This window comes from Bilifractor sp. HCP3S3_D3 (assembly GCF_052063915.1).
Lineage (GTDB): Bacteria > Bacillota > Clostridia > Lachnospirales > Lachnospiraceae > Bilifractor.
The window spans coordinates 130422-150618 of sequence record NZ_JBQHWP010000003.1 but is presented as its reverse complement, the minus strand read 5'-3'; the positions used below and the strand labels follow the sequence as shown (position 1 = coordinate 150618).

At 50.1% G+C, this 20197-nt stretch carries 17 protein-coding genes; 11 read left to right on the top strand and 6 right to left on the bottom strand.

Annotated elements, in window-relative coordinates; all coding sequences use genetic code 11:
• Positions 1-178: 178 nt before the first annotated feature.
• On the bottom strand, positions 179-880 hold the full coding sequence (locus ACTNDI_RS02935; protein WP_441099262.1) for a TetR/AcrR family transcriptional regulator: 702 nt from the start codon (positions 878-880) through the stop codon (positions 179-181).
• A 469-nt stretch (positions 881-1349) separates the two neighbouring features.
• Between ACTNDI_RS02935 and ACTNDI_RS02930 the strand changes: the two genes are divergently transcribed.
• The 4 genes from ACTNDI_RS02930 to ACTNDI_RS02915 are packed head-to-tail and all read left to right on the top strand — an operon-like array spanning position 1350 to position 6808.
• Complete coding sequence (locus ACTNDI_RS02930) at positions 1350-2495, top strand: iron-containing alcohol dehydrogenase family protein (RefSeq protein WP_441099261.1); 1146 nt, start codon at positions 1350-1352, stop codon at positions 2493-2495.
• Positions 2496-2523: 28 nt separating this feature from the next.
• Positions 2524-3708 carry an MFS transporter gene (locus ACTNDI_RS02925; protein ID WP_441099260.1) on the top strand — a complete coding sequence of 395 codons (1185 nt, stop codon included), beginning with the start codon at positions 2524-2526 and terminating at the stop codon, positions 3706-3708.
• Between the two features lie 57 nt (positions 3709-3765).
• Positions 3766-4821, top strand: a complete 1056-nt coding sequence (locus tag ACTNDI_RS02920; protein WP_441099259.1) for an NAD(P)-dependent oxidoreductase — start codon at positions 3766-3768, stop codon at positions 4819-4821.
• A 10-nt stretch (positions 4822-4831) separates the two neighbouring features.
• Positions 4832-6808: an oxidoreductase gene (locus tag ACTNDI_RS02915; RefSeq protein ID WP_441099258.1), complete on the top strand. Its 1977-nt coding sequence runs from the start codon at positions 4832-4834 to the stop codon at positions 6806-6808.
• A gap of 245 nt (positions 6809-7053) precedes the next feature.
• Here the strand turns inward: ACTNDI_RS02915 and ACTNDI_RS02910 are convergent, their stop codons facing one another.
• A complete protein-coding gene (locus tag ACTNDI_RS02910; RefSeq protein WP_441099257.1) occupies positions 7054-8622 on the bottom strand; it encodes a xylulokinase in 1569 nt (522 codons plus the stop codon).
• Positions 8623-8824: 202 nt separating this feature from the next.
• Between ACTNDI_RS02910 and ACTNDI_RS02905 the strand changes: the two genes are divergently transcribed.
• The 4 genes from ACTNDI_RS02905 to ACTNDI_RS02890 all read left to right on the top strand — a co-directional run bounded on the left by ACTNDI_RS02905 (position 8825) and on the right by ACTNDI_RS02890 (position 11560).
• Positions 8825-9469 (top strand): class II aldolase/adducin family protein, encoded by a 645-nt coding sequence (locus ACTNDI_RS02905; protein WP_441099256.1) that lies wholly within the window; start codon positions 8825-8827, stop codon positions 9467-9469.
• Between the two features lie 87 nt (positions 9470-9556).
• On the top strand, positions 9557-9796 hold the full coding sequence (locus ACTNDI_RS02900) for an acyl carrier protein (protein WP_441099255.1): 240 nt from the start codon (positions 9557-9559) through the stop codon (positions 9794-9796).
• Between the two features lie 11 nt (positions 9797-9807).
• Positions 9808-11097: a thiolase family protein gene (locus ACTNDI_RS02895; RefSeq protein ID WP_441099254.1), complete on the top strand. Its 1290-nt coding sequence runs from the start codon at positions 9808-9810 to the stop codon at positions 11095-11097.
• A gap of 25 nt (positions 11098-11122) precedes the next feature.
• Positions 11123-11560, top strand: a complete 438-nt coding sequence (locus ACTNDI_RS02890) for a Zn-ribbon domain-containing OB-fold protein (protein WP_441099253.1) — start codon at positions 11123-11125, stop codon at positions 11558-11560.
• A gap of 158 nt (positions 11561-11718) precedes the next feature.
• Here ACTNDI_RS02890 and ACTNDI_RS02885 read toward each other — a convergent pair whose 3' ends face one another.
• Positions 11719-12390 (bottom strand): 4'-phosphopantetheinyl transferase family protein, encoded by a 672-nt coding sequence (locus ACTNDI_RS02885; protein ID WP_441099252.1) that lies wholly within the window; start codon positions 12388-12390, stop codon positions 11719-11721.
• Positions 12391-12434: 44 nt separating this feature from the next.
• Positions 12435-12641, bottom strand: a complete 207-nt coding sequence (locus ACTNDI_RS02880; protein WP_441099251.1) for a hypothetical protein — start codon at positions 12639-12641, stop codon at positions 12435-12437.
• A gap of 226 nt (positions 12642-12867) precedes the next feature.
• On the opposite strand from ACTNDI_RS02880, the gene ACTNDI_RS02875 reads away from it, so the two are divergent.
• Positions 12868-13455 carry a histidine phosphatase family protein gene (locus tag ACTNDI_RS02875; RefSeq protein ID WP_441099250.1) on the top strand — a complete coding sequence of 196 codons (588 nt, stop codon included), beginning with the start codon at positions 12868-12870 and terminating at the stop codon, positions 13453-13455.
• 10 nt (positions 13456-13465) lie between these two features.
• Here the strand turns inward: ACTNDI_RS02875 and ACTNDI_RS02870 are convergent, their stop codons facing one another.
• Together ACTNDI_RS02870 and ACTNDI_RS02865 are read right to left on the bottom strand one after the other, a co-directional pair.
• Positions 13466-15895: a GH39 family glycosyl hydrolase gene (locus ACTNDI_RS02870; protein WP_441099249.1), complete on the bottom strand. Its 2430-nt coding sequence runs from the start codon at positions 15893-15895 to the stop codon at positions 13466-13468.
• Entirely contained in the window at positions 15885-18317 is a 2433-nt protein-coding gene (locus ACTNDI_RS02865) for a GH39 family glycosyl hydrolase (protein ID WP_441099248.1), read from the bottom strand. The genes ACTNDI_RS02870 and ACTNDI_RS02865 overlap by 11 nt, the downstream gene beginning before the upstream one ends.
• Before the next feature lie 272 nt (positions 18318-18589).
• Here ACTNDI_RS02865 and ACTNDI_RS02860 point away from each other — a divergent pair, with 272 nt between their 5' ends.
• The gene (locus ACTNDI_RS02860; protein WP_441099247.1) at positions 18590-18985 is read left to right on the top strand and encodes a C-glycoside deglycosidase beta subunit domain-containing protein; all 396 of its coding nucleotides are present in this window, start codon (positions 18590-18592) and stop codon (positions 18983-18985) included.
• 13 nt (positions 18986-18998) lie between these two features.
• A complete protein-coding gene (locus ACTNDI_RS02855) occupies positions 18999-20063 on the top strand; it encodes a sugar phosphate isomerase/epimerase family protein (RefSeq protein ID WP_441099246.1) in 1065 nt (354 codons plus the stop codon).
• The last annotated feature ends 134 nt before the right edge of the window (positions 20064-20197 follow it).

Sequence of the window (20197 nt, the reverse complement as noted above, 5' to 3'; positions counted from 1 at the left end):
ATTGCAGGAGTGCGCAGCACGGAGCAATCCGTAGCTTATACAGTTTGCGGTACAAAGTATCGTATGAGTGTTTGCTGTGTAATACGAAGTGTCATTACTGAGATTTTAAAAGGGACCGGAAGGAGAATTTTCCGCAAAGGCGGGGATCTCTTCCGGTCCCTTCTATAGAGGTCATTTGTCATGCTTCCTTATGATCGCGGGGATGTGTGTGCATGACTTCATCAAAACGCTCCGGGTCTTCTCTGTGTTTCAGGCTCATATAGAGAGCACCGACCCGCATGACATTGAGCAGATTGACGATATCATCAATGTCCATGATTTCCATGGAATCGTCGGAGTCAAGCCAGGTCTGCGCCGAAAGAAAATGAAGCTCGATAAAGATGTCGACAAAATGAGAGCGAAGCTCATCTCTGGGAACTCCATCGCGGTCCATCATATCCTGAATATAGCTGCTGATCAGCGGTTTCAGGCGCTTTACAAAATAGGTATCACCGTTCTTGCGATCCAGAAGGGCCATCATTGCCTGTTTATGATTCCGGCAGAATTCGAACCAGGTCAGAAATATTTCCGGAGGAGCAGGGTTGAAATTGGTGAAAAAGGTTTCCGTGCTGACAGGTAGCTGCGACTGTCGGCGGGAGCTGGCAAAGCGGTTTGACAGCTCCGTGAGGAGGGAGGTTTCAATCTGCTCCATCATGTCGTATATATCGCTGAAATACTGATAAAAGGTTCCCCTGGTGATATCAGACTGGCGGCAGATCTCAATGACAGAGATTTTATCCCATTTTTTTTCCCGGATCAGGGTCAGGTAGGATTCTATAATACGTTCTCTGGTCTGCTCGGATTTATTAGTTCGATGCGGTGCGGCGGATGCTTTTGCCATTATAATTCTTTCCTCTCCCATTCAATGCCTGCATAAGAGGCGGATTCTACCAATACTGCACAAGAGTCTTGCGGCTGCGTCAACTGCCGGTTGCCCTATGCCGTGCTCATGTATGACTATAGATATTGTACATGCAGAAGAAAAAATCTTCAAGCAACGGGAGGCGCAAGTATCTGTCAGTAATGTGAAAAAGGTTACTGTTCGCGTGCGGCTAAAATCCTTGCCGTACATAGTTGTGAGTGAACAATAGATGAAAGATAACCCAATTCGCTGAGAGAAGCAGATCTGTAAAATTTTTGCTTAATAAAACTTGAACAGGGTAACTGCGAGAGCAGTCGAAGACTACGTATACTGTACAGTTTGCGGAAAAGTGTGCAATTAACACAGAACGGCCGGATGTGTTCTGTTTTTTACAGGATCCTTTCGATAGACTGAAAATAACAGCTGAACTGATGAAGGGAGAGAAACTATGAGCTACAATTTTTTTATAAAGAGTAATATTGTGTTTGGCAGAGATTCCGCGGATAAGATTCCGGAGCTTCTGGCGTCACACGGATTGCATAAGGTAATGATTGTCTATGACGGCGGGGTGAAGGCGGCCGGAATAGCAGAGAAGATCATCGCGCAGGTGGAAAAGGCCGGCGTCGGGTATGTGATCTTTGACGGAGTCATTCCGAATCCGACCAATGAAGTCGTTGAGGAAGCGTCAAAAATTGCAAAGGACGAGAAGGTTGAGGGATTTGTAGCTGTCGGCGGAGGCAGCAGTATTGATCTGGCGAAGGCAGTGAACGTGCTGATGACAAATCCGGGAAACATCAGCGATTATGCGGGAATCGGCATGGTAAAAAATGATCTGCTTCCGCTGATCGCCGTACCGACAACCGCGGGTACCTCGAGCGAGATCACAAACGTCAGCGCCCTGATTGACACGAAGAAGGTTGTGAAATATGTCGTAATCGACAACAAGCTAACAGCGTCGGATGTGGTCTGCGATCCTGAGTTCACACGGACGATGCCCGTGTCTGTAACGGCGGCTACCGGTATGGACGCGATTACGCACGCGGTGGAGAGTTATATTTCCAATTGCGCAACGCCGCTGACGGAGTACAACTCGCTCAAGGGACTGTCGATTCTCTATGAGAATCTGCCGAAGGTGGTAGCGGACGGGAACAACATGGAGGCGAGAGAGCAGATGATGCTCGGCTGTATCATCACAGGCTTCGGATTCTCCAATGCAAACCTCGGTCTGAACCATGCGATCGCACATACCCTGAGCGCTCATTTCGGGCTGGCGCACGGAATGGCAAATGCCTGTGTGCTTCCTTATGTAATGGCCTTCAACGCGGAGAGCTGCCCGGAGAAAATGGTGGACATGGCCCGGACGATCGATTTGGAACCGACGGGTGATCCCGAGAAGGATCCGTATCTGCTGTCGGATGCTCTTCTGAAGATGATCCGGGATCTGAAGATCCGTACCCTTTCCGAGCAGAAGATCCGGAAAGAGGATTTCGATATGCTGGCCGGGGAAGTGCTGAAAGAGGCGCCTCTGATGTTTAATCCCCGTCAGGGTGTAACAAAAGAAGACGTCATCGGTATTCTGGAAAAGGCATACTGAGACAGAAAAATAGAAAGAGAGAGAACAATTGGAACAAGAAAAAATGAATCCCGCAAAAAAACTACGAATTATTTTTTCCATTGTCGGAATTTCATTTATACAGGGACTGCAGTTCAGCGTTTCGCCGGTGCTTGATAAAATCAGCGCGCATTTCCCTGAGGTTGACGTGAGTCTTGTGCAGATGCTCATCACGGCGCCTTCCTTTGTGGCAATGATTTTTGCCCTGTTATCCGGTGTACTGGTGCTCAAATTCAGCAAGAAGTCGCTTTTGATCGTGGCGGGTCTTCTGGCTGGGATCAGCGGATTTGTTCCGTTTCTAGCGGATTCCTTCTGGCTGCTGTTTGTGTGCAGAGCAGTGTATGGCATCTCCCTTGGAATTGCAACTGCATTGAATACAGCGGTTGTCGCCGAGTGGTTTACCGGTCCCGAGCGGACGCAGGTCATGGGAATTCAGGCGGCTTCGGTGGGAGCCGGGATGGTGGTAGTCACGACCGTAGGCGGCCTTTTGGGAGCGCATCATTTTACCACCTCGTATCTGATCAACATCATCGGATTTCTTTCCTTTGCTGTGATTGCGGCGATGCTTCCGGCATCGGAGCACGCGAAGGAGGAGAAGAAAACGGAGAAGATCCGGCTCAATGGAAGAGTTTTTGAGGTATCTCTGCTGGGATTCTTCGAATATCTGTTTTTGATCACATTCACGACGAATGTTTCCATGCATCTCGCGGGTGCGCTGAAAGGAAGCAGCAGCGCTTCCGGAACTCTGGCAGGTATTTTTTCCGGGGCGCAGATTGTAATCGGACTTCTTCTGGGAGTTGTCTCAAGAGTGGCAAAGAAATACACCCTGCCTGTGGCGATGTTCAGCTTTGCCGTAGGGGCGGGAATTCTGGTGGCTTTCCCCGGCAATTTTGCGATGCTGGCCGTCGGAGCGGTCTTCTGCGGCTTTTCACAGGGAATCTTCATCCCGACCGGAATGGTAGAGGTATCCAACGCGGTGCCGCCCATTGCCGCTGCTCTTGCCTCCGGATGTTTCACCTGCTTTACCAACTTCGGGCAGACGGTTTCTCCGTTTGTCCTGAACACGGCTTCAAGAGGAATTTTCGGAGAAGTGACAACTTCTCATGTCTACATGCTTTCTGCTGTCGGCGTTGCAATTGCCGGTCTGGCAGCGGTCATCCGCATCCGCTTTCGTAAATCAAAGAAGAAAAGCTGATCTGTACCCTGCGGCCCCAGCAACATATGTATCTATAAAATCAGGAGGATTTTTACTATGAAAAAAACAATGGCATTATGTACAAGACTTCCGGAGGAGGAGCTTGAAAAGCTGAAGGAAACCTGTGACATCACAGTCTGCGGCGAGCTGAAGCACGGAAAGGGAAACGCGCCGGAGGAGCAAACCCGTGAGGAGTGCATGGGAAAGGAAATGGTGGTTCTGGGCGACGAGTATGCCGGCACGGAAACTATCAAGGCATGGCTGGATTCCGGAATGAAGTTTATCGGCGTAGCTAAGGGTACTCCGGCAACGGTTGATTTTGGCGCCATTCAGGCAGGAGGTCTGGATCTGCATTATACACCGGGCAGAAACCGCGTAGCCGTTGCGGAATTCGCGATGGGCATGATGATTGCAATGGCAAGACATCTTGCAATTTCCGCAGAAGGACTTCATAAGGGAGAGCACTGCGGACCGGCGAAAGAAAATATCTACGATGTACCGGACGTTAAAAATGTAACCTTCGGACCGCTGGATGAAAATCATCCGTTTATGGATTATGGAATTGGTTTTGAGCTTTATGGAAAGACGCTCGGCATCGCCGGATATGGGGCAATCGGACGTGAGGTGGCCGTACGCGCAAAAGCATTCGGCATGAAGATCCTGGCTTATGATCCCTATCTGGATCCCGCGAAAATCGAAGCGGACGGATGCGTTCCGGCGGATCTTGATACCATGCTTGCGAATTCAGACATCGTGAGCATCCACCTTCCGGTGCTTCCGTCCACAAGAGCATCCGTCAATAAGGACTGGTTCAAAAAAATGAAGAAATCCGCGTATCTGCTGAATACCGCAAGAGCAGCTGTCATCGATCAGAAGGATTTTGTGGAGGCGCTGCAGAACGGAGAGATTGCAGGCGCAGCTACAGATGTATATTGGGAGGAGCCGGTTCCGGTCAATCATCCTCTACTCAAGATGAGAAACGTTCTGTGTACGCCGCATATGGCCGGTCTGACGACAGATGTAGACGGATGGTCCGGGCGGATGATGGCAGAGGAAATTGATGCCTACCTTGCCGGTGAAAAAGGAAAATATCTGTGGAAGGTAAGAAAGTGAGGGACAAAAGATGAGTGCGCAGAGTTTTGAGGGAAAATGCAGATATCCGAATCTGCTTTCTCCGATCCGTATCGGAAATATCAAGCTGAAAAACAGAATCATTGCAGCACCGACCAGTCCCGGAATGATTGATACTCAGGGGCATATGACGTATGCGATGCAGGCGTATCTGGAGCGGAAGGCAAAGGGCGGTGCGGCAGTGGTTACGTATGGCGAATCCATCGTCCATTCTCTGACCGGCAAACAGCACAATATGCAGCTGCAGCTGGATTCCTACGGAAACCGTCAGGGGCTGAAGGAATGCGCGGAGGCAATTCACCGCGCAGGGGCTTATGCGAACATCCAGCTGTCTCACGGAGGGAAATATGCCGGCCTTGCCTCTGTCGGCGGGGATGAGGACAAGGAAGGAAAGATTGCATACGGACCGAGCCATGAAATAACGCCGGCCGGTGAGGTGCAGGAGATGCCGCGCGAGCTGATCTATGAGATCATCGAATCCTATGGAAAGGGCGCTGCTCTGGTTAAGGACTGCGGTTTTGATATGGTGCAGGTTCACGCAGCACACGGATGGCTATTCTCACAGTTCCTGTCGCCGGTTATGAACCGCAGAACAGATGAATTCGGCGGCTCTCTGGAGAATCGGGCCAGATTTCTCCTCATGAGCCTGGATGCGATTCGTAAAGCAGTCGGTCCTCATTTCCCGATTGAGATCCGTCTGTCCGGAGACGATATGATGGCAGACGGCCTGGATCAAAAGACATGTATCGAAGTGGCGAAGATGGTGGATGATAAGGTAGATCTGATCAACGTCTCCTGCGGAAATCACGAAGATCCGGAGATGTTCTGCCGCACGCATCCATCCGCTTTCTGGCCGCGCGGTGTAAATGTCTATCTGGCAGCAGGAATTAAAAAGTTTGTAAAAACACCGGTTGCGTGTGTGGGTTCTTTGAATGATCCGGCTCAGATGGAACACATCATTGCTTCCGGACAGGCGGATATCGTAGAAATCGGACGTGCGCTGCTCGCTGATCCATACATTCCCTATAAAGCGATGCATGATCAGGCGGATGATATCACACCCTGCCTTCGCTGCTATGAATGCTTTGGTGAAATTGTAAAGAGTGAAACCACAAAATGTACCGTAAATCCGATTACCGGACATGAGCTGGAGGAAAAATATGGCCATCCGGCGCCGGAGAAACAGAAAAAGGTGCTGATCGTCGGTGGAGGTCCCGGCGGAATGGAGGCTGCGATCGTTGCGGCAGAACGCGGTCACGAGGTAACACTTGCCGAGAAAAGCGGCATGCTCGGCGGTAACCTGCACCCGGCAGGAGCGGCGTATTTCAAAGAAGATATTGTGAAATTCTGTCACGTTCTTGAAAAACGGGTGGAGAGAGCAGGAGTTCAGGTTCTGTTAAATACGGAGGTTACACCTGATTTTGTAAAGAACTTTGATCCGGACGCGCTGATCGTTGCGGTGGGTGCAAAGGAGTGGAAGCCGGGGTTTATTAAAGGAATTGACCTGCCGAATGTGGTGATGGCAATTCAGGCGGAGCTCCATCCGGAACAGCTTGGACACCACATCGTGATCATGGGCGGAGGACTGGTAGGTGGGGAAGCCGCGATCTCCTTCCATCATGAAGGTCATGACGTAACTATCGTAGAAATGAAGGATAAAATTGCAGGCGAAGTAAACAGCTTCTACCGCGGCGGACTGATGCCGCAGATCGAGAAGGCGGCATCATGCTATGTAAATACAACGGTCAGGGAAATCCTTCCGGAAGGCGTGCGGGTTGAGCGTGACGGAAAAGAATTCATTATCAACGCGGATAGTGTGGTGTGTGCACTGGGATTCCGCGCGGACTATGAATTTGTAGATTCGCTTACCGCGCTTGTAGATGAAAATTATGTAATTGGTGACTGCAGGAATGTCGGCATGATCTATCATGCGGTGAGTGAGGCTTACAACGCCGCTATGCTGCTGTAACGCAGATCGGACAAGTAAAGAATCATTGCAGAGAAAGAGGCTGGCGCATCAGATGGTGCGGCAGCCTAAAAGTGAATTGTACTGGTTAACTTTGTCTCGAAAATAAATTTTGATGATATTCAAAAGTGGGACTGACACATCGCTCTTTAACGTGTCAGTCCCACACTTTGTTCAGAAAAAAGTCAATTCATCATAAATTTCTTGTTCGGGTGAACAATCCAGGTAAACAGAAACTATTTCAAAGTTCAGCGATGTAAGTTGAGTGCATTCACCGTGTCTTTGTAGTAGCGAAGATCCTCGTCCAGATCCTTATAGAGGCTGATGTAGTATGGATAAACCTGGTCGTAGATATCGGCCCACTGTTCATTGGGCTCAATGACTTCCTTTACCTTCAGAATCTCATCGACTGCGGCCGGGATATCCGGAAAGAGGCCGACTGCATGCCCGGCAATCAGAATATCGCCGAAGGGAACATCGCCGGATTTATCATCCAGCACATAGACGGGCATGCGCAGCATGGACGCCTTGATGCGGGACCATTCCCGGCTTTTTGCGCCTCCTCCGGTGATCCGGAGTGTCTTTGCGTGTCCGCCCGCGTGGCTGATTTCAGTCATGACATGCCGGAGCGCAAATGCGGTTCCTTCAAACATTGCCCGGGTGAAATCCGCATGCTCTGTGCTCAGGGACATTCCGATAAACATGCCCTTTGCATGGGAGTTCCAGAGAGGAGCCCGTTCCCCCATGAGGTAGGGAAAAAACAGCACACCGTTGGATCCGGCGGGAATTGCTTCGGCGACCTCATTCAATGCGGTATAAGGATCGATCCCCACTTGTTTTGCATAATCTTTTTCTTCCTGTCCCATGGCATCCAGGTACCATTTGACTGCAGCCCCGGATGTGCTGATCGGAGCGTCAAATACGTATGGAACGCCCGGAATGGCACAGGGCCTCGTTGTGACCGGAAGGGACAGGTCTCCGCGCACCGGACTGGCAACAAAAACCAGAGAGGAAGTGCCGGACGATTCCGCAGCGTCACCCTGTCTGCACAGACCGGTGGCAAAGACTGAAGCGGCGGCATCGCTGCAGCCTGCGACAACCGGAATCCCTTCCGTAAGGCCGGTTTCTTCAGCTGCGCAGCGCGTGACCTGTCCGATGATTTCGGTCGTAAGGGAAGGCTTTGGCAGAAGTTCATTAAAGTCCACACCCACGGCGTCTCCGATTTCTTTTGACCAGTTCAGGGTATGAACTTCCATGCACTGACTTCGATTTGCCTGGTCGATGTCCATGGAGTACACTCCGGTCAGCTTTAGATTAATATAAGAGCTGCACTGCAGAATTTTATAGGTTCGTGCAAAGAGCTGGGGCTCATTTCTGCGGAACCAGAGGATCTTGTTCGGCAGAAATCCGGCATCCGGCTGTCCTCCGGTAATCTCCGTGAAACGCGTATGCGTTACTTTGTCGGATATTTCATGCATTTCCTCAGAGGAGCGGACATCCATCCAGATCAGGGCGTTCCGCAGCGGACGTCCGCTCTGATCTACCGGGAGCATGGTCACAGTCTGGGAACTGATTGAGATGGCACGGACATGATCGATCACGTCCCGGCCTGCCTTTGCGGATATCTCACGAAAGACATCACGAGCATTCAGCCACCATTCGTCCGCGTTTTCCTCTGCCATATTGGGCCCCGGGACAATCAGGTGGTTTTTTCTGGATGCGGAAGCGATGATGTCGCCGTGCTGGCTCATAAGGATCGCCTTTGTATTCGTCGTTCCGATATCCATTCCGATGATATAGTTATCTGCTTTATTCATAAAAATCTCCCTTCACATATAGATTTGCCTGTTTTTATCATAGAAAAAGAAAAATGCCGGAAACAGAACACTTTTTTTGAAAGTGAGCGAATTTAACACTTTAACCAAATGTGTCATGTTCTTTCAGGAACGCAGTTGGTATTCTGAAGACACAGAAAAAAACAAACCTGAAAATTATTTCTTGGCATATTGGAGGAACGAAATGAAATACGAGAGAATCCGTAAAATTGTACTTGAGGCAATTCAGCAGGCAGTTGCACAGGGACTGGTGCATGGAACATCCGGGAACATTGCTCTTCGCGATGACGATGACGATGTTGTCGCAATTACGCCGAGCGGTATTTCCTACACGCATATGACAGCGGAAGATATTGCCATCGTTGACCTCAACGGTAAATGGCTGGATGGTCCGTACAAGCCATCTTCAGAGACACCGATGCACACCGCCGTTCTTCGCGCAAGACCGGATATCAAGGCGACTGTTCATACGCATGCAATGTTTGCTACCATTATGGCGATGGGAGAGGACAATGAGCTTCGTCCGATCACCCCTCCGCAGTGTGAGTTCACCCCGGTCCGCATCGTGCCGTTCACCATGCCCGGCTCCAATGATGTTGCTGCAAAGGTTGCAGAGGCAATCGGCAGTGACGGAAGATCGGTTCTCATCAAGAATCATGGAATGTTTTCCTGCGGCAGGGATATGAAGGCGGCACTGGCAGCTGCAACCTACACAGAAGAGATGGCAGTTACTACCTTCTATGCGAAGCTGCTTGGCAAGTATGAGCCGATGCCGAAGGAAGCAGAGGCAGCGATGAAGGCTCTGATTGCAGCGGATCAGGCAGTCTGACGGCACAGACACGACGGCTGGCATGTGGAAAAGTGAAGTAATAATGATAAATTGTGAATAGGGAAGAAATAAGAAGGAGAGAATACGATGACAAGAGAAGAAGTTCTGGCAAAAATGATTGAGTTTGCGGCAATGGCTTTTGGAAAGGATGCCTCGAAAATTAAAGAGGACACCGATATCGCCGCTGAGCTTGGCGTTAAATCTTCTCAGAGAGTAGCAATGGCAGCATCGATTGAGAATGATTTCGACGTAATGATTCCGGTGGCAAGATTCGGAAACTTCAAGACCATTGGGGATCTGGTTGATTACGTTATGGACGAAATGTAAGGAGAAGATCTATGCTGACTAACGTAAAGCTGAACAAAAATATGAGAAGCGTCTCTATCGTCGGTATCGGAGCAACTCCTTTCTTCAACGGCGTGGAGAATCCGACTTACAAGGGGCTGACCAATGGAGAACTGTTTGGCCACGCAGCGCTGGATGCCATGGCGGACGCCGGAGTAGAACCGAGGGATGTGCAGTACTTTTTCCACGGCTCTGCCAATCCGCATGTTTTGAATCACTGCATCACCCCGAATCTGCAGGTTGCGGACTGGTTCGGTATGAGAGGAAAGGGTTCTATCTCCCATTCAGAAGGATGCTGTACAGGCTATATTGCTCTGGAGGAAGCGGTCTTTGCGGTCGCATCCGGCGCTTACGATATCGTTCTGTCCGGCTGCAGTGAGCAGGGTACCGGTATGCCGGACGGGAATACGCCCGCATTCATGCGTGTGCCTCTGACATCTGAGGTGCTTTTTCCGGATCTGGACTCTATTTTTGATCGTGCCTACGGAAGATACCTTGGCGGCGGCCCGGGAATGAATCATGATGACTGGATCAACTATTATGCAAAGGAAAATCATCTGAGCAAAGAAACGATCGACGATGTTCTGGCGCATCAGGCCTATGATTTCCGTCGTGCGGCGGCGCTCTGCCCGCGCGCGATACGACGCAAGACGTTCGATGAGATGGCGAAGGAAGCTGGCTACGATGATGTCTGGGAGTACATGAGATCCTCAAACAATCCGAAGATGACACAGTATCTGCGGACCTCCAGTGATTCCTGTGTGGCAGACGGAGCAGCGGCATGCATTGTTGTTCCGACAGAAATGGCAAAGGAGTTCACGGACAAACCGGTAAAAGTTCTGGGAGTCGGTGCTTCCGTACTGGACGCGATTGTTCCACATCTGGAGAAAAAAGCGACCGCGGAGGCTGCCAGACAGGTATTCGAGCTGACCGGGCTGACGGCGGATGATATCGATCTGCTCTACGTCAACGACTTTATCGGATCTTCTGCCTTCCTCGCGGCAGAGGAGATCGGATATCTTCCGAAGGGCGAGGGCTGGAAATATGTTCTGGACGGAAGAATTGCCTATGATGGAGACAAGCCGATGAATACGAACGGTGGCAGAACCTCTTACGGACATGCTTTTGGGGCTTCCGGCATGGCGGATATCTTTGAGGCAGTGACGCAGATGCGCGGAGAGGCTGGAGAACGGCAGGTAAAGAAACTTCCGAAACGTACCTTCTTACGTGGATTCGGCGGAGCACAGAATGTGCGCGCAATCATCCTGGAATCTGATTTTTAAGTGAGAAAGGACAAGGAGAGTTAAGATGAGCAACGAAAGAATGAAGACAGAGGAATTCTGGAATCCGGAGCATATCGTAGAAAAATTCTGGAATGGTTTGAAGGATGGTGTGATCTATGCCAGAAAATGCAAGGAGTGCGGAGCCATCGAGTTCCCACCGCATCTTGCCTGCAACACATGTGGATATCATGAGACGGAGTGGACTACACTGACCGGTAAAGGCGTTCTGAAAAGCTTTGTATTTACCGGTGTTCTGAACGCAAGACTGGAGTTGGAAGACCGTGGACTGAAATATGTGTGCGGAGAAGTGCAGCTAGATGAGGGACCGTCCATCAATGCGGTAGTTCTCGGTATCAATAAAAAGAAAGCGCGCGAGATTGAAAACAAGCTCCCGGTGCGTGTGCGACCGGTCTTCTATGATATGGGCAGATATACGACATTATTCTTTGAACTGGATGAGTGAGAAATAATAGTCGGTGTGAAAAGGATACAGCCGCCATGCATGATGAATGCACGGCGGCTGTATCCTTTGTACGCATTGTACGCACGGCGGACGGCTGCCTGTTCCGGGAGGGAAAATCATGGAAGCTTTTACCGTACAGCACCGCGGAATGAGCTGTCTCATGTCTGTACAGATTGCAGAATGAATCCTTCGGAAGTCCTGTCGGCACAGCAGGATAGGATCTGCCCCTGTGGAAGGCAGGTCTGATAGCAGAGCACAGACGGATCTGAGCAGGGAATACGGAAGATAGTTTCTGGTGTCTTTCGGGAGAGTGTGGAAACTTTTGCGATAGCTTCCGGAGAGAAGGAGAAGGCTGTAAGGTCGGTATCGACACCAATGCCGGACTTTTTGACATAAGCCTCCTTCAGGGTCCAGAAACGGTAAAAGTATTCCTGTCGAAGACATTCTTCTGAATTGGCCGTTCTCAGGCAATGCTTTTCTCTGTCCGTAAGAGCGCGGTCAATCAGTATTTCTGGAAAATACCCGGGAGGTTCCGCGTCCAGGCCGATTTCATGATCGTCAAAGGCGCATGCGACGAGTCCGTCACAATGTGTTATATTAAAATGCACATTCGGAAAATCAGGCAGATATGGTTTGCCGGTGGAAGCCAGAGCAATTGTTGGAAACGCTGCAGGGGCAGATGGATAGACCTGCGAATCGGATGAAAGAGAGGAAAGAAGATCGTTCAGCCCCCGGAGGAGCAACTGCCGTCCGAGCAGATGCTCCTGCTGACTGATGTCGGCAATAGAGGCGGAAACGGGTGTATAACAGGTATAATAAATGTGTGGCATGGGCTGTCCTCCTTTACAGGCGGATCACCGTACATGGTTTGGATTTACGCGCCGACCGCCTGTCCGGATACCACTTTAACATGACGACGGGAGGAGAACAAGCGGCGGAAGAGAGAACGGCTCTTTCTGTCTTCCTCTTCCATAGCTTTATTTTCCTGCATCATGCGTTCAAATCCTTCATAATGAAGAACGTATCTATTCTCATAATCATTTTCAAACTTTTTAAAATTAGCTGTATAGTTGTCTTTCATAACTGTATTTTCCTTTCTTGAATAATAGTCTTGCTTTTGTTGATAGGAACATAAGATGATTGAGATATTTGAAATCGCATCCGGTCTCTTTCGGGACTTGTGTACGATAATTCTGTCTTCGCTTTCGAATGACTTATCGATCTTATGAGCATAGCTTAACATGGATTAAAGGCAAATTCGTTTCAAAAGAGGAAAGAAACCAATCAAATCTTGCGGAGGTATTAGAGTGAAGCTTTATATCATGAGACATGGGGAGACGGATGGCAACCGGGGAAACCGTCTTCAGGGAAGGGCGGACATCCCCCTCAATGAAAATGGGATACGGCAGGCAAAAGTGGCTGGAGAGAAGCTTTTGAAGAAAAATCTTATATTTGACGCGGTATACAGCAGCCCGCTTCAGCGGGCCATGGATACCGCGGTTCTGGTGTCCGGGAGAAGGAGAGAGGAGCTGCGGACAGATGAACGGCTGTTGGAGATTGATCTGGGGCCTTACGATGGAGCTGATCTGAAGCAATCATTTCCTGTTATCCGGCAGCTGATGGAAAACCGTCCCCCGGAGGGCGTCGAGAAGATCAGCAGTCTGGAGGCGCGGATTTCAGACTTTGTGCGGGACCTGACATCCTCCCCATGCGAGCAGAATGTGCTGATCGTGACGCATGGCGTAGCCATGCGCGGCATCATCCGGGAGCTGACCGGACGGGAGAATGTCTGGGGAATAAATATCGGAAATTGCGAAATCTATGAGGCAGATATCGGATCTCACGGGTGTCGGAGCTGTCGGTCCTTCCAGAGACTGGAGGACGTAGAATTCTGACTTCTTCCGACTATACCTGCTTTCGGATATCCCAGAAGCAGACGTCGTGCGACGCAAGATTCGTTTCCAACTGTATCCTGCCATCAGATTTTAGAAATACGCGGCGTACCTCCGGGCTGCTGGTCTGCATCCGATACTGCAGCTCCTCCGGGGACGGCGATTTTGTCTTCTTCAGAAAATCAATGCGGTCCAGGTTGCTGTGTTCAAATTCGCCGATCATGATATCCAGGTCGCTGCCGTGCTGTTCATTGATCAGAATGCGGTTGACCAGATATATTCCGGGATCCAGCCCTTGGATGGTGACCGATATCTGGAGAACCTCTTCTTTTGCGAAAAAGGTATAGACACGGTCAAAAGCGAATGCGTTGTTTTCCGGAAATTCGCCGGAGGGGGTAAAGTGAGTGTAATGGAAGGCAAGTATCTGGTAATGTGTTGGATTGCACCGGGTGATACAGTAATTATCTCCGCGGCCGAGGATGGTTCCGTTCAGGCGCTGGACCAGACGGTAGGCAAAATAAGCGGATGTCGGGAGCCCCTCGCGGTTGATCAGACCCTGTCCGAAGTAATAGAGCTCCGGGGGATTAAGGGCGGCGGATGCATGGGCGGTGTCGCTCAGGAGCCAGTAAGCAGCCAGATCTGTCTGACTGGGAAGCTTGAGCAGAGTTCTGGCTATGAAGGAAGCCTGAAAGCGAGAGTCCGCGACCGGCAGACCTGCGATCCAGGCAGAAGACCATTCACTGACAGCCAGAGGGGTATCGGGGAAATACTTTTTTAATCTGTGCCGGAGGGAAGCAGCCTCCTGTTCTGGGAAGGACGGGTCCGAGGCGATGGTGAGATCAGGGAGTATCTGTCGTTCAGAACCTTCCGTTGTATGTGCGGGTACATGGCAGCTCAGATGAATAGAAAAAAAGTCAGGCTTTAGTTTTTCCCGGACGAAAGATTCCAGGAGCTCTTCCGGCGAAACAGAGGCTGTGCAGACGTTATACCCCGGCCCGCCCAGACGCGCTCCCGGAAGCCAGGTCCGAAGCAGGCGTGATACTTCCTTAAAATCGTGTATATATTCGGAAACAGATTCCGCAGGTGACATCCACAGTTCAAAGCGCCAGCTTCCGGTCCATCCCTCCGGCCAGTGCCCTGCAATATGTTGAAGGAAATGCTCCAGGAGGTTCATGAAGCGGCGGTTTCTGTGAACGGTATAGAAACTGCTGTCTTCCCCGGTGAGGGGGCGGCGTTCGAGAGGAAGTCTCGAGAGTTCGATCCAGGGAGACAGGTGATTTTCAAACAGAAAATTTATTATCGTATCCACATTTTGAAAATAATAGCTGTAGTCCGGAAGAAGCATCGGAATAAAACTACTGCTCACGAGCTCCAGGATCCGCAGATGGGTAAAGTGCATTTCGCTGTTGAGCTGTGTTACCTGGCCGCGAAAACGGGATGACAGAAGATTGGCCGCGGATCCGATATTAATGACGGAGCTGATATGCCGGAAGGAACCCTGATCATCATCTGCCTGCGCAAGGACAGATTGGCGCATCAATCCCTGCAGGAGCCTCTGCCGGTCGTCTGCGCCAGAACCGGAGAATAACCGGGGAAGAGAAACCGTGTCCTGCACGGCAGCGGCATGTGTCGGCCTGCTGCGCATTTTTTTTCGATATTGAAGCGGGGACATGTGGTAGCGCAGGGAAAAATTCCGGCGGAAAACAGAGAGGCTGCCAAATCCGTTCCGCAGTGCGATTTCCATTATTGTCAGGTCTGTGTTAACGAGATCCCGACATGCGTAGTAGATTCTCCGATCCGTCAGATAGGATTTGAAGTTCTGGTGAAAGGCAGACTTCATAAAAGAGGAGAAATACTGGGGCGTAAGGTAAAAATCATGCGCAATTTTTGTGAGTGTCAGAGGCTCTGCCAGGTGGTGATCAATGTAGGTTTCAATGGTGCGGACTCTGTCCCGGTATTTATCTGGCGTTTCTGCATCATATGCGCCGGAGGGCTGCATTTTGCGGAGCTCTGAAAGTAGCAGATAGAGATTGCCCATGATCTGAAGCGGATCGTTGTGCATTGTATCAAGACAGGATTCTGCGATTTGGAGAATTAATTGTTTCATGGGAAGATAATCACATTCGGGACGGGCGACGGAATCACACAGAAAAACCCGGCGGCCATTCATATGTTCATAAATGAAATCAGAGTCAACGGATAGCATAAGAAGAACTGCGGGTTCTTCTGCGGAAAAACGGATACTTTCCTGCGAAGCGACCAGGAAGAGAGATCCTGCCGGATATTCGCAGGAAAAGGACTGTCGCCCGGCATGAACGGTTCCGTTCATGACACAGAAGAAGGTATGTGCGTTCAGATGCAGTGTTGTTTCGCCCTGCACGGTCAGATAGTTTGTTTTTTGTACCGGAAGATCTCCGGGTGCGGCAATGATTTTAGAACTCATGTTGAGGTTCTCCTTGTTTTTCAGAATCGGAAATGGGCAGATCCGTGCGGGAGGAATAGAGTTCCACCGAATAGAGACAGACCTGTATGTGGTCAAGACAGATGTGCAGCTCGAAGGGCTGTCCCGGCAGGATCGTGATCCGGCTTATTTCAGGAACCGGTTGCGAAAGGCTGCGAAAATCCTCCAGGAGACCCGGCTGGAGCTGAGGCAGAAAGCCGGACTTCTGCCACTCGTGAAAGAGATTGGCATGGCTGGAATCAATAGTGTATTTTCGCAGCAGGTAAGTCCCGGAAGGAACCGGTGGGAGCAAAAAGGTATACTTCTGGGGCGTCGCCGGCAGAAAGATCTGCTCAGGATCCAGGAGTGCGTGCGCCGGGACATTTTGACGGAGGTAGGCTGGTTTCATGTGGCGATAGTGTGTCAGAAGGATCTGAAAACTGCTCTCGGAATTTGCAGTGATCAGATAACCTGGGCCGTTCTGAACGAGATATCTTCCTGTCATACGGAGGAGCTGGTAGGTATTGCTGGACGCTTTGGGCAGACCGGTGTCCGTATAGAGCCCCCATCCTCCGAACAGAAATTCCAGGGAATCGGAGTAGCGGAGCGGGGCGTCCGAGAGAAGATAATAACCCATGGCGGAAACCGGAAGTGCTGCAACGGCAGTCAGGGTTCTGGACAGATAAACAGCCTGATACAGGGAATCGTTCAGATAATTCCTGGAAGACAAATTGGAATTGAATTCCGTGACCCAGATCTGCTTCTCCGGGAAGGCGAAGCGGGAGGCTTCCACAAAGCTTTGCAGCCGCCGGATCAGAACGTCAGGGTCATCCAGAATCGAAAGGATACCGTCGGATTCTTTTTTCATAGGATAGAGATAGAGGGTCATGAAGTCGGGGATGGACTGCTCGGCCTTCATCTGATCCAATGTCCGCTGAATCTGTCCTGGCTTATCCCAGCGATTAAAGCCGGGCCCTCCGATCCTTGCCTTTGCGGAATAACGGCGGATGATTTTCTGGATTCTGCGGAACACGCGAAGATATTGTATGAAGCTGAACGGATTTTTTTCATTTGCAGTATAGCTGTAGCTGACTTCAAATCGCCAGGTATCGAAATATTCCTGTCCGTAGCGGTTGATACAGGTACCGATAAAATCCGGAAGGACTTCAAGAAGTCCTTTATAATACGTTCTTGAATCAATGTTTCCCTCCGGGTAAAAGGAAGCAGAGCTGTTTTTCTGGATGGCAAACGCTTTGTTGCCTAATTCCAGAAAGGGCGTCATATGGTTTTTCATCAGGATATCCAGAATGGAAAAGACCTGCGAAAAGTCGAGAATCGAGCGGTCCGCAATCTGAAAGCGCTGCGCAACATCAAGAATCCTGCAGATTCGTCCATAACGAAAACCGATGGTGTTCTGCATAGCGGATAAGGTGTCTTCGATCCGTAAATTCCGAAGGTCGGAGGCATAGCCGAGATTGATCAGGCACTTCCAACTCTCGGTCATGGGACGGATGGATCGTGCCGGAACGCGGATCAAGGCTGATGCATGGGTGTCTCCCGGATCACAGGAAGGGGAAACAGCCGGAGAAATGAAAGGCTCCGAGACTGCTCTCCCAGGAAGCGGCAGGGATTCGGATTCGGACTGTAAATAGTCTGCGGAGGACCGGAAGCTGTCAGAACCGGTCAGCTGCAGGATCTGGCCGTCCGTCAGATTGGTATGTTTCCGGTAAAGGCGGAAGGCCTCTTCCTGAATCTGTTTCAGATAACCGCGGAAGGTCAGACCGGTGTGCTGACGGATCATACGGGCCAGATATTGCGGAGAAATATGAAAGCGGGCGGCAGTGTCTGCCTGGCCAGGCCCGGCATTATAGTATTTTTTCATGTAAGAAGAGATTTCATCGAACAGCCCGGTGGAGGAGAACACTGCAGGCGTCAGATCAGATGTTTCGCGCCTCCCGGGATCGGTCTGATCCGTTGGACCGGAGAGTAACCCGAGAAGCCGGAATAGATCTGAAGAGAGGAAAAATCTCCGGGAATGATCTTCCGGAGCGGCATCAGCAGAAATATCTGTCCGCAGCTGCCGGAGAGTCAGACAAAGTTCATCCCGCCGGTTATGCGGCAGGTTCCGTGATTTCATATGGAAGATACTTTCTGTCCCGGTACAGACAAGCATCATTTCCGGGCGGAGAACAAGAAAAAAAACAGAGGCACTGTTCTGCGGTTTCAGTATGACTCTTTGTCGGTCAGGAATAATGTAAAGATTGTCGGTTCCGCAGAGATCCGGATCTGCTGACTGCAGAGCAAGGACTCCATCCAGTACAAGCAGAAATACATAGCCGTCGGGTTTCCAGGAAATTGCGGTGTCCAGAAAACGGGTGCCGCAGACGCGGATCATGGTTTGGTTCAGTTCACTAGGGTGCATCATATATCTCCTTTCTGTACAGAATCATACCACAGATTCATTATAAATACATAAAATGAAACAAGATTCTTGGAAAATATAGCAATATTTGAAAAAAGATAATAATAAAGGAAAATAACCGTAATCACACAGTGCTTTATCATGCGTGTCATTGCTAGAATGAACACATCAGAAAGATACAGAACGGCACAGGGCTTCTGATCCGGCGCGGAGAACGCCGGGACAGGCTGCATAAGCCGGATTGTGCAAAGTGAGAAAAAATTCAGGAGGATATTATGGCAGGCAGACCAATTTATGATTCGGAAGGCTTCCGCAATATTGAGGAAGAAGGAAAGACAACCGGTTTTCAGTTCAGATTCAAGCTTCAGTACTATCGCGGAATTACCTTGTCTATTATTCGTGATATCAAGGTCAATATTGACGGTGAAGATGTTCCGCGCGAGGATGTGCTTCTCACAGTAAATGGAGAAACCTTTACGCTGGAAGAGTGCCGCACTGTCATCAGTCCGCTTTATCGCTGGGAGTTTGGCGAGTATGCGACGGTGACTGTTCGTAAGGAAGGCGGACTCTCCAAGGGTACACATCATCTGAATGTGCTTCAGCATATTGCACCTTCTTACATGCCTTTCCCGATTAAGGCAGTGTGTGAAACAGACTTTGAGATTGCATAAGGAGGAGAAAACAATGAGTGCAGATATCAAGAGAAGTGTATCTCTTTATAGTTATCAGGATTCATATTACGAGGGAAAATTAGATCTGGAAGGATGCCTGGCTGAGACATCAAAAACCGGAGCAACAGGTGTGGAACTTCTGGCTGAGGAAATGATTAAACAGTTCCCGAACCCGATTCTGACGGAGGAGTTTCAGGAGCAGTGGAAGGGCTGGCTTGCAAAGTACAACCTGACACCGACCTGCTATGACGCATTTCTGGAGAACCGTATTTTTGACAATCGTACACTGAGCCTTGGAGAGCAGATCGAAATGATGTGCCGTGATCTGAGGATGGCTTCCATTCTTGGATTCTCCTGTATCCGTACACTGGTATCCACTCCGATCGAGGTAATTGAAGGCTCGCTGGAATACGCAGAGCAGGTAGGGGTAAAGATCGGTCTTGAGGTGCACGCACCGTTCTCTCTGAATTCCAGCTGGGCACAGGGATACATGGATAAGCTGGACAAGCCGGGCTCAAAATACAAATATTTCGGCTGGATTCCGGATCTTGGTATCTTCTGTAAGAGAGTTCCGGATGTTCTCCGCGAGAAATGCAGACAGGCTGGAGCGAAGGAGGAGTGCATCAGGGTTGTTGATGATGCTTTCGAGGAGAGGGTCGCAAAGGGTTTCGTAAAGATTGAGTATTCTCACGATCTGGGACAGGCAAACATGAACTACCGCAATGCGAACGGACAGGCAGTTCTGCTGGACAAGCTCAAGGATATGGGAGCCGGCCCCGCGGATATTGAATATCTGATGAGCAGCTATACCTATTCCTGGAGTGATCCGCAGGATCTGATCGACAATATCGACCGGATCGTACATACACATGCAAAATTCTATAATATGCACGAGGACTTCACCGAGACGGCAGTTGCCATTCCGGAAGTTGTTGAGGCGTACAAGAAGGCCGGATACACCGGTTATCTGTCTTCTGAATACGAAGGCGGTGAGCATCTCCGCGCATTTCAGGAGGTGCCGGATGTACATCAGGTAGCTCTTCATCAGGAAGCACTCAGAAGAGCGATTGAAGGATAAAACTTAATAGCCCTAGTGAATGATTAAAGAGCACTTTCATGCTGTGAACCGGCATGGAAGTGCTCTGTTCTATTTTACGCGAACGGTGAGCCGCAGCCGAATGCGAAGTATTCGTGTGCGGCGAGCGTCGCGAT

What these genes read in the sequence shown, in the direction of transcription:
- ACTNDI_RS02935 (WP_441099262.1), bottom strand. Translation starts at nt 880, where the DNA reads ATGGCAAAAGCATCCGCCGCACCGCATCGAACTAATAAATCCGAGCAG.
- ACTNDI_RS02930 (WP_441099261.1), top strand. Translation starts at nt 1,350, where the DNA reads ATGAGCTACAATTTTTTTATAAAGAGTAATATTGTGTTTGGCAGAGAT.
- ACTNDI_RS02920 (WP_441099259.1), top strand. Translation starts at nt 3,766, where the DNA reads ATGAAAAAAACAATGGCATTATGTACAAGACTTCCGGAGGAGGAGCTT.
- ACTNDI_RS02915 (WP_441099258.1), top strand. Translation starts at nt 4,832, where the DNA reads ATGAGTGCGCAGAGTTTTGAGGGAAAATGCAGATATCCGAATCTGCTT.
- ACTNDI_RS02910 (WP_441099257.1), bottom strand. Translation starts at nt 8,622, where the DNA reads ATGAATAAAGCAGATAACTATATCATCGGAATGGATATCGGAACGACG.
- ACTNDI_RS02905 (WP_441099256.1), top strand. Translation starts at nt 8,825, where the DNA reads ATGAAATACGAGAGAATCCGTAAAATTGTACTTGAGGCAATTCAGCAG.
- ACTNDI_RS02900 (WP_441099255.1), top strand. Translation starts at nt 9,557, where the DNA reads ATGACAAGAGAAGAAGTTCTGGCAAAAATGATTGAGTTTGCGGCAATG.
- ACTNDI_RS02895 (WP_441099254.1), top strand. Translation starts at nt 9,808, where the DNA reads ATGCTGACTAACGTAAAGCTGAACAAAAATATGAGAAGCGTCTCTATC.
- ACTNDI_RS02890 (WP_441099253.1), top strand. Translation starts at nt 11,123, where the DNA reads ATGAGCAACGAAAGAATGAAGACAGAGGAATTCTGGAATCCGGAGCAT.
- ACTNDI_RS02885 (WP_441099252.1), bottom strand. Translation starts at nt 12,390, where the DNA reads ATGCCACACATTTATTATACCTGTTATACACCCGTTTCCGCCTCTATT.
- ACTNDI_RS02880 (WP_441099251.1), bottom strand. Translation starts at nt 12,641, where the DNA reads ATGAAAGACAACTATACAGCTAATTTTAAAAAGTTTGAAAATGATTAT.
- ACTNDI_RS02870 (WP_441099249.1), bottom strand. Translation starts at nt 15,895, where the DNA reads ATGAGTTCTAAAATCATTGCCGCACCCGGAGATCTTCCGGTACAAAAA.
- ACTNDI_RS02865 (WP_441099248.1), bottom strand. Translation starts at nt 18,317, where the DNA reads ATGATGCACCCTAGTGAACTGAACCAAACCATGATCCGCGTCTGCGGC.
- ACTNDI_RS02860 (WP_441099247.1), top strand. Translation starts at nt 18,590, where the DNA reads ATGGCAGGCAGACCAATTTATGATTCGGAAGGCTTCCGCAATATTGAG.
- ACTNDI_RS02855 (WP_441099246.1), top strand. Translation starts at nt 18,999, where the DNA reads ATGAGTGCAGATATCAAGAGAAGTGTATCTCTTTATAGTTATCAGGAT.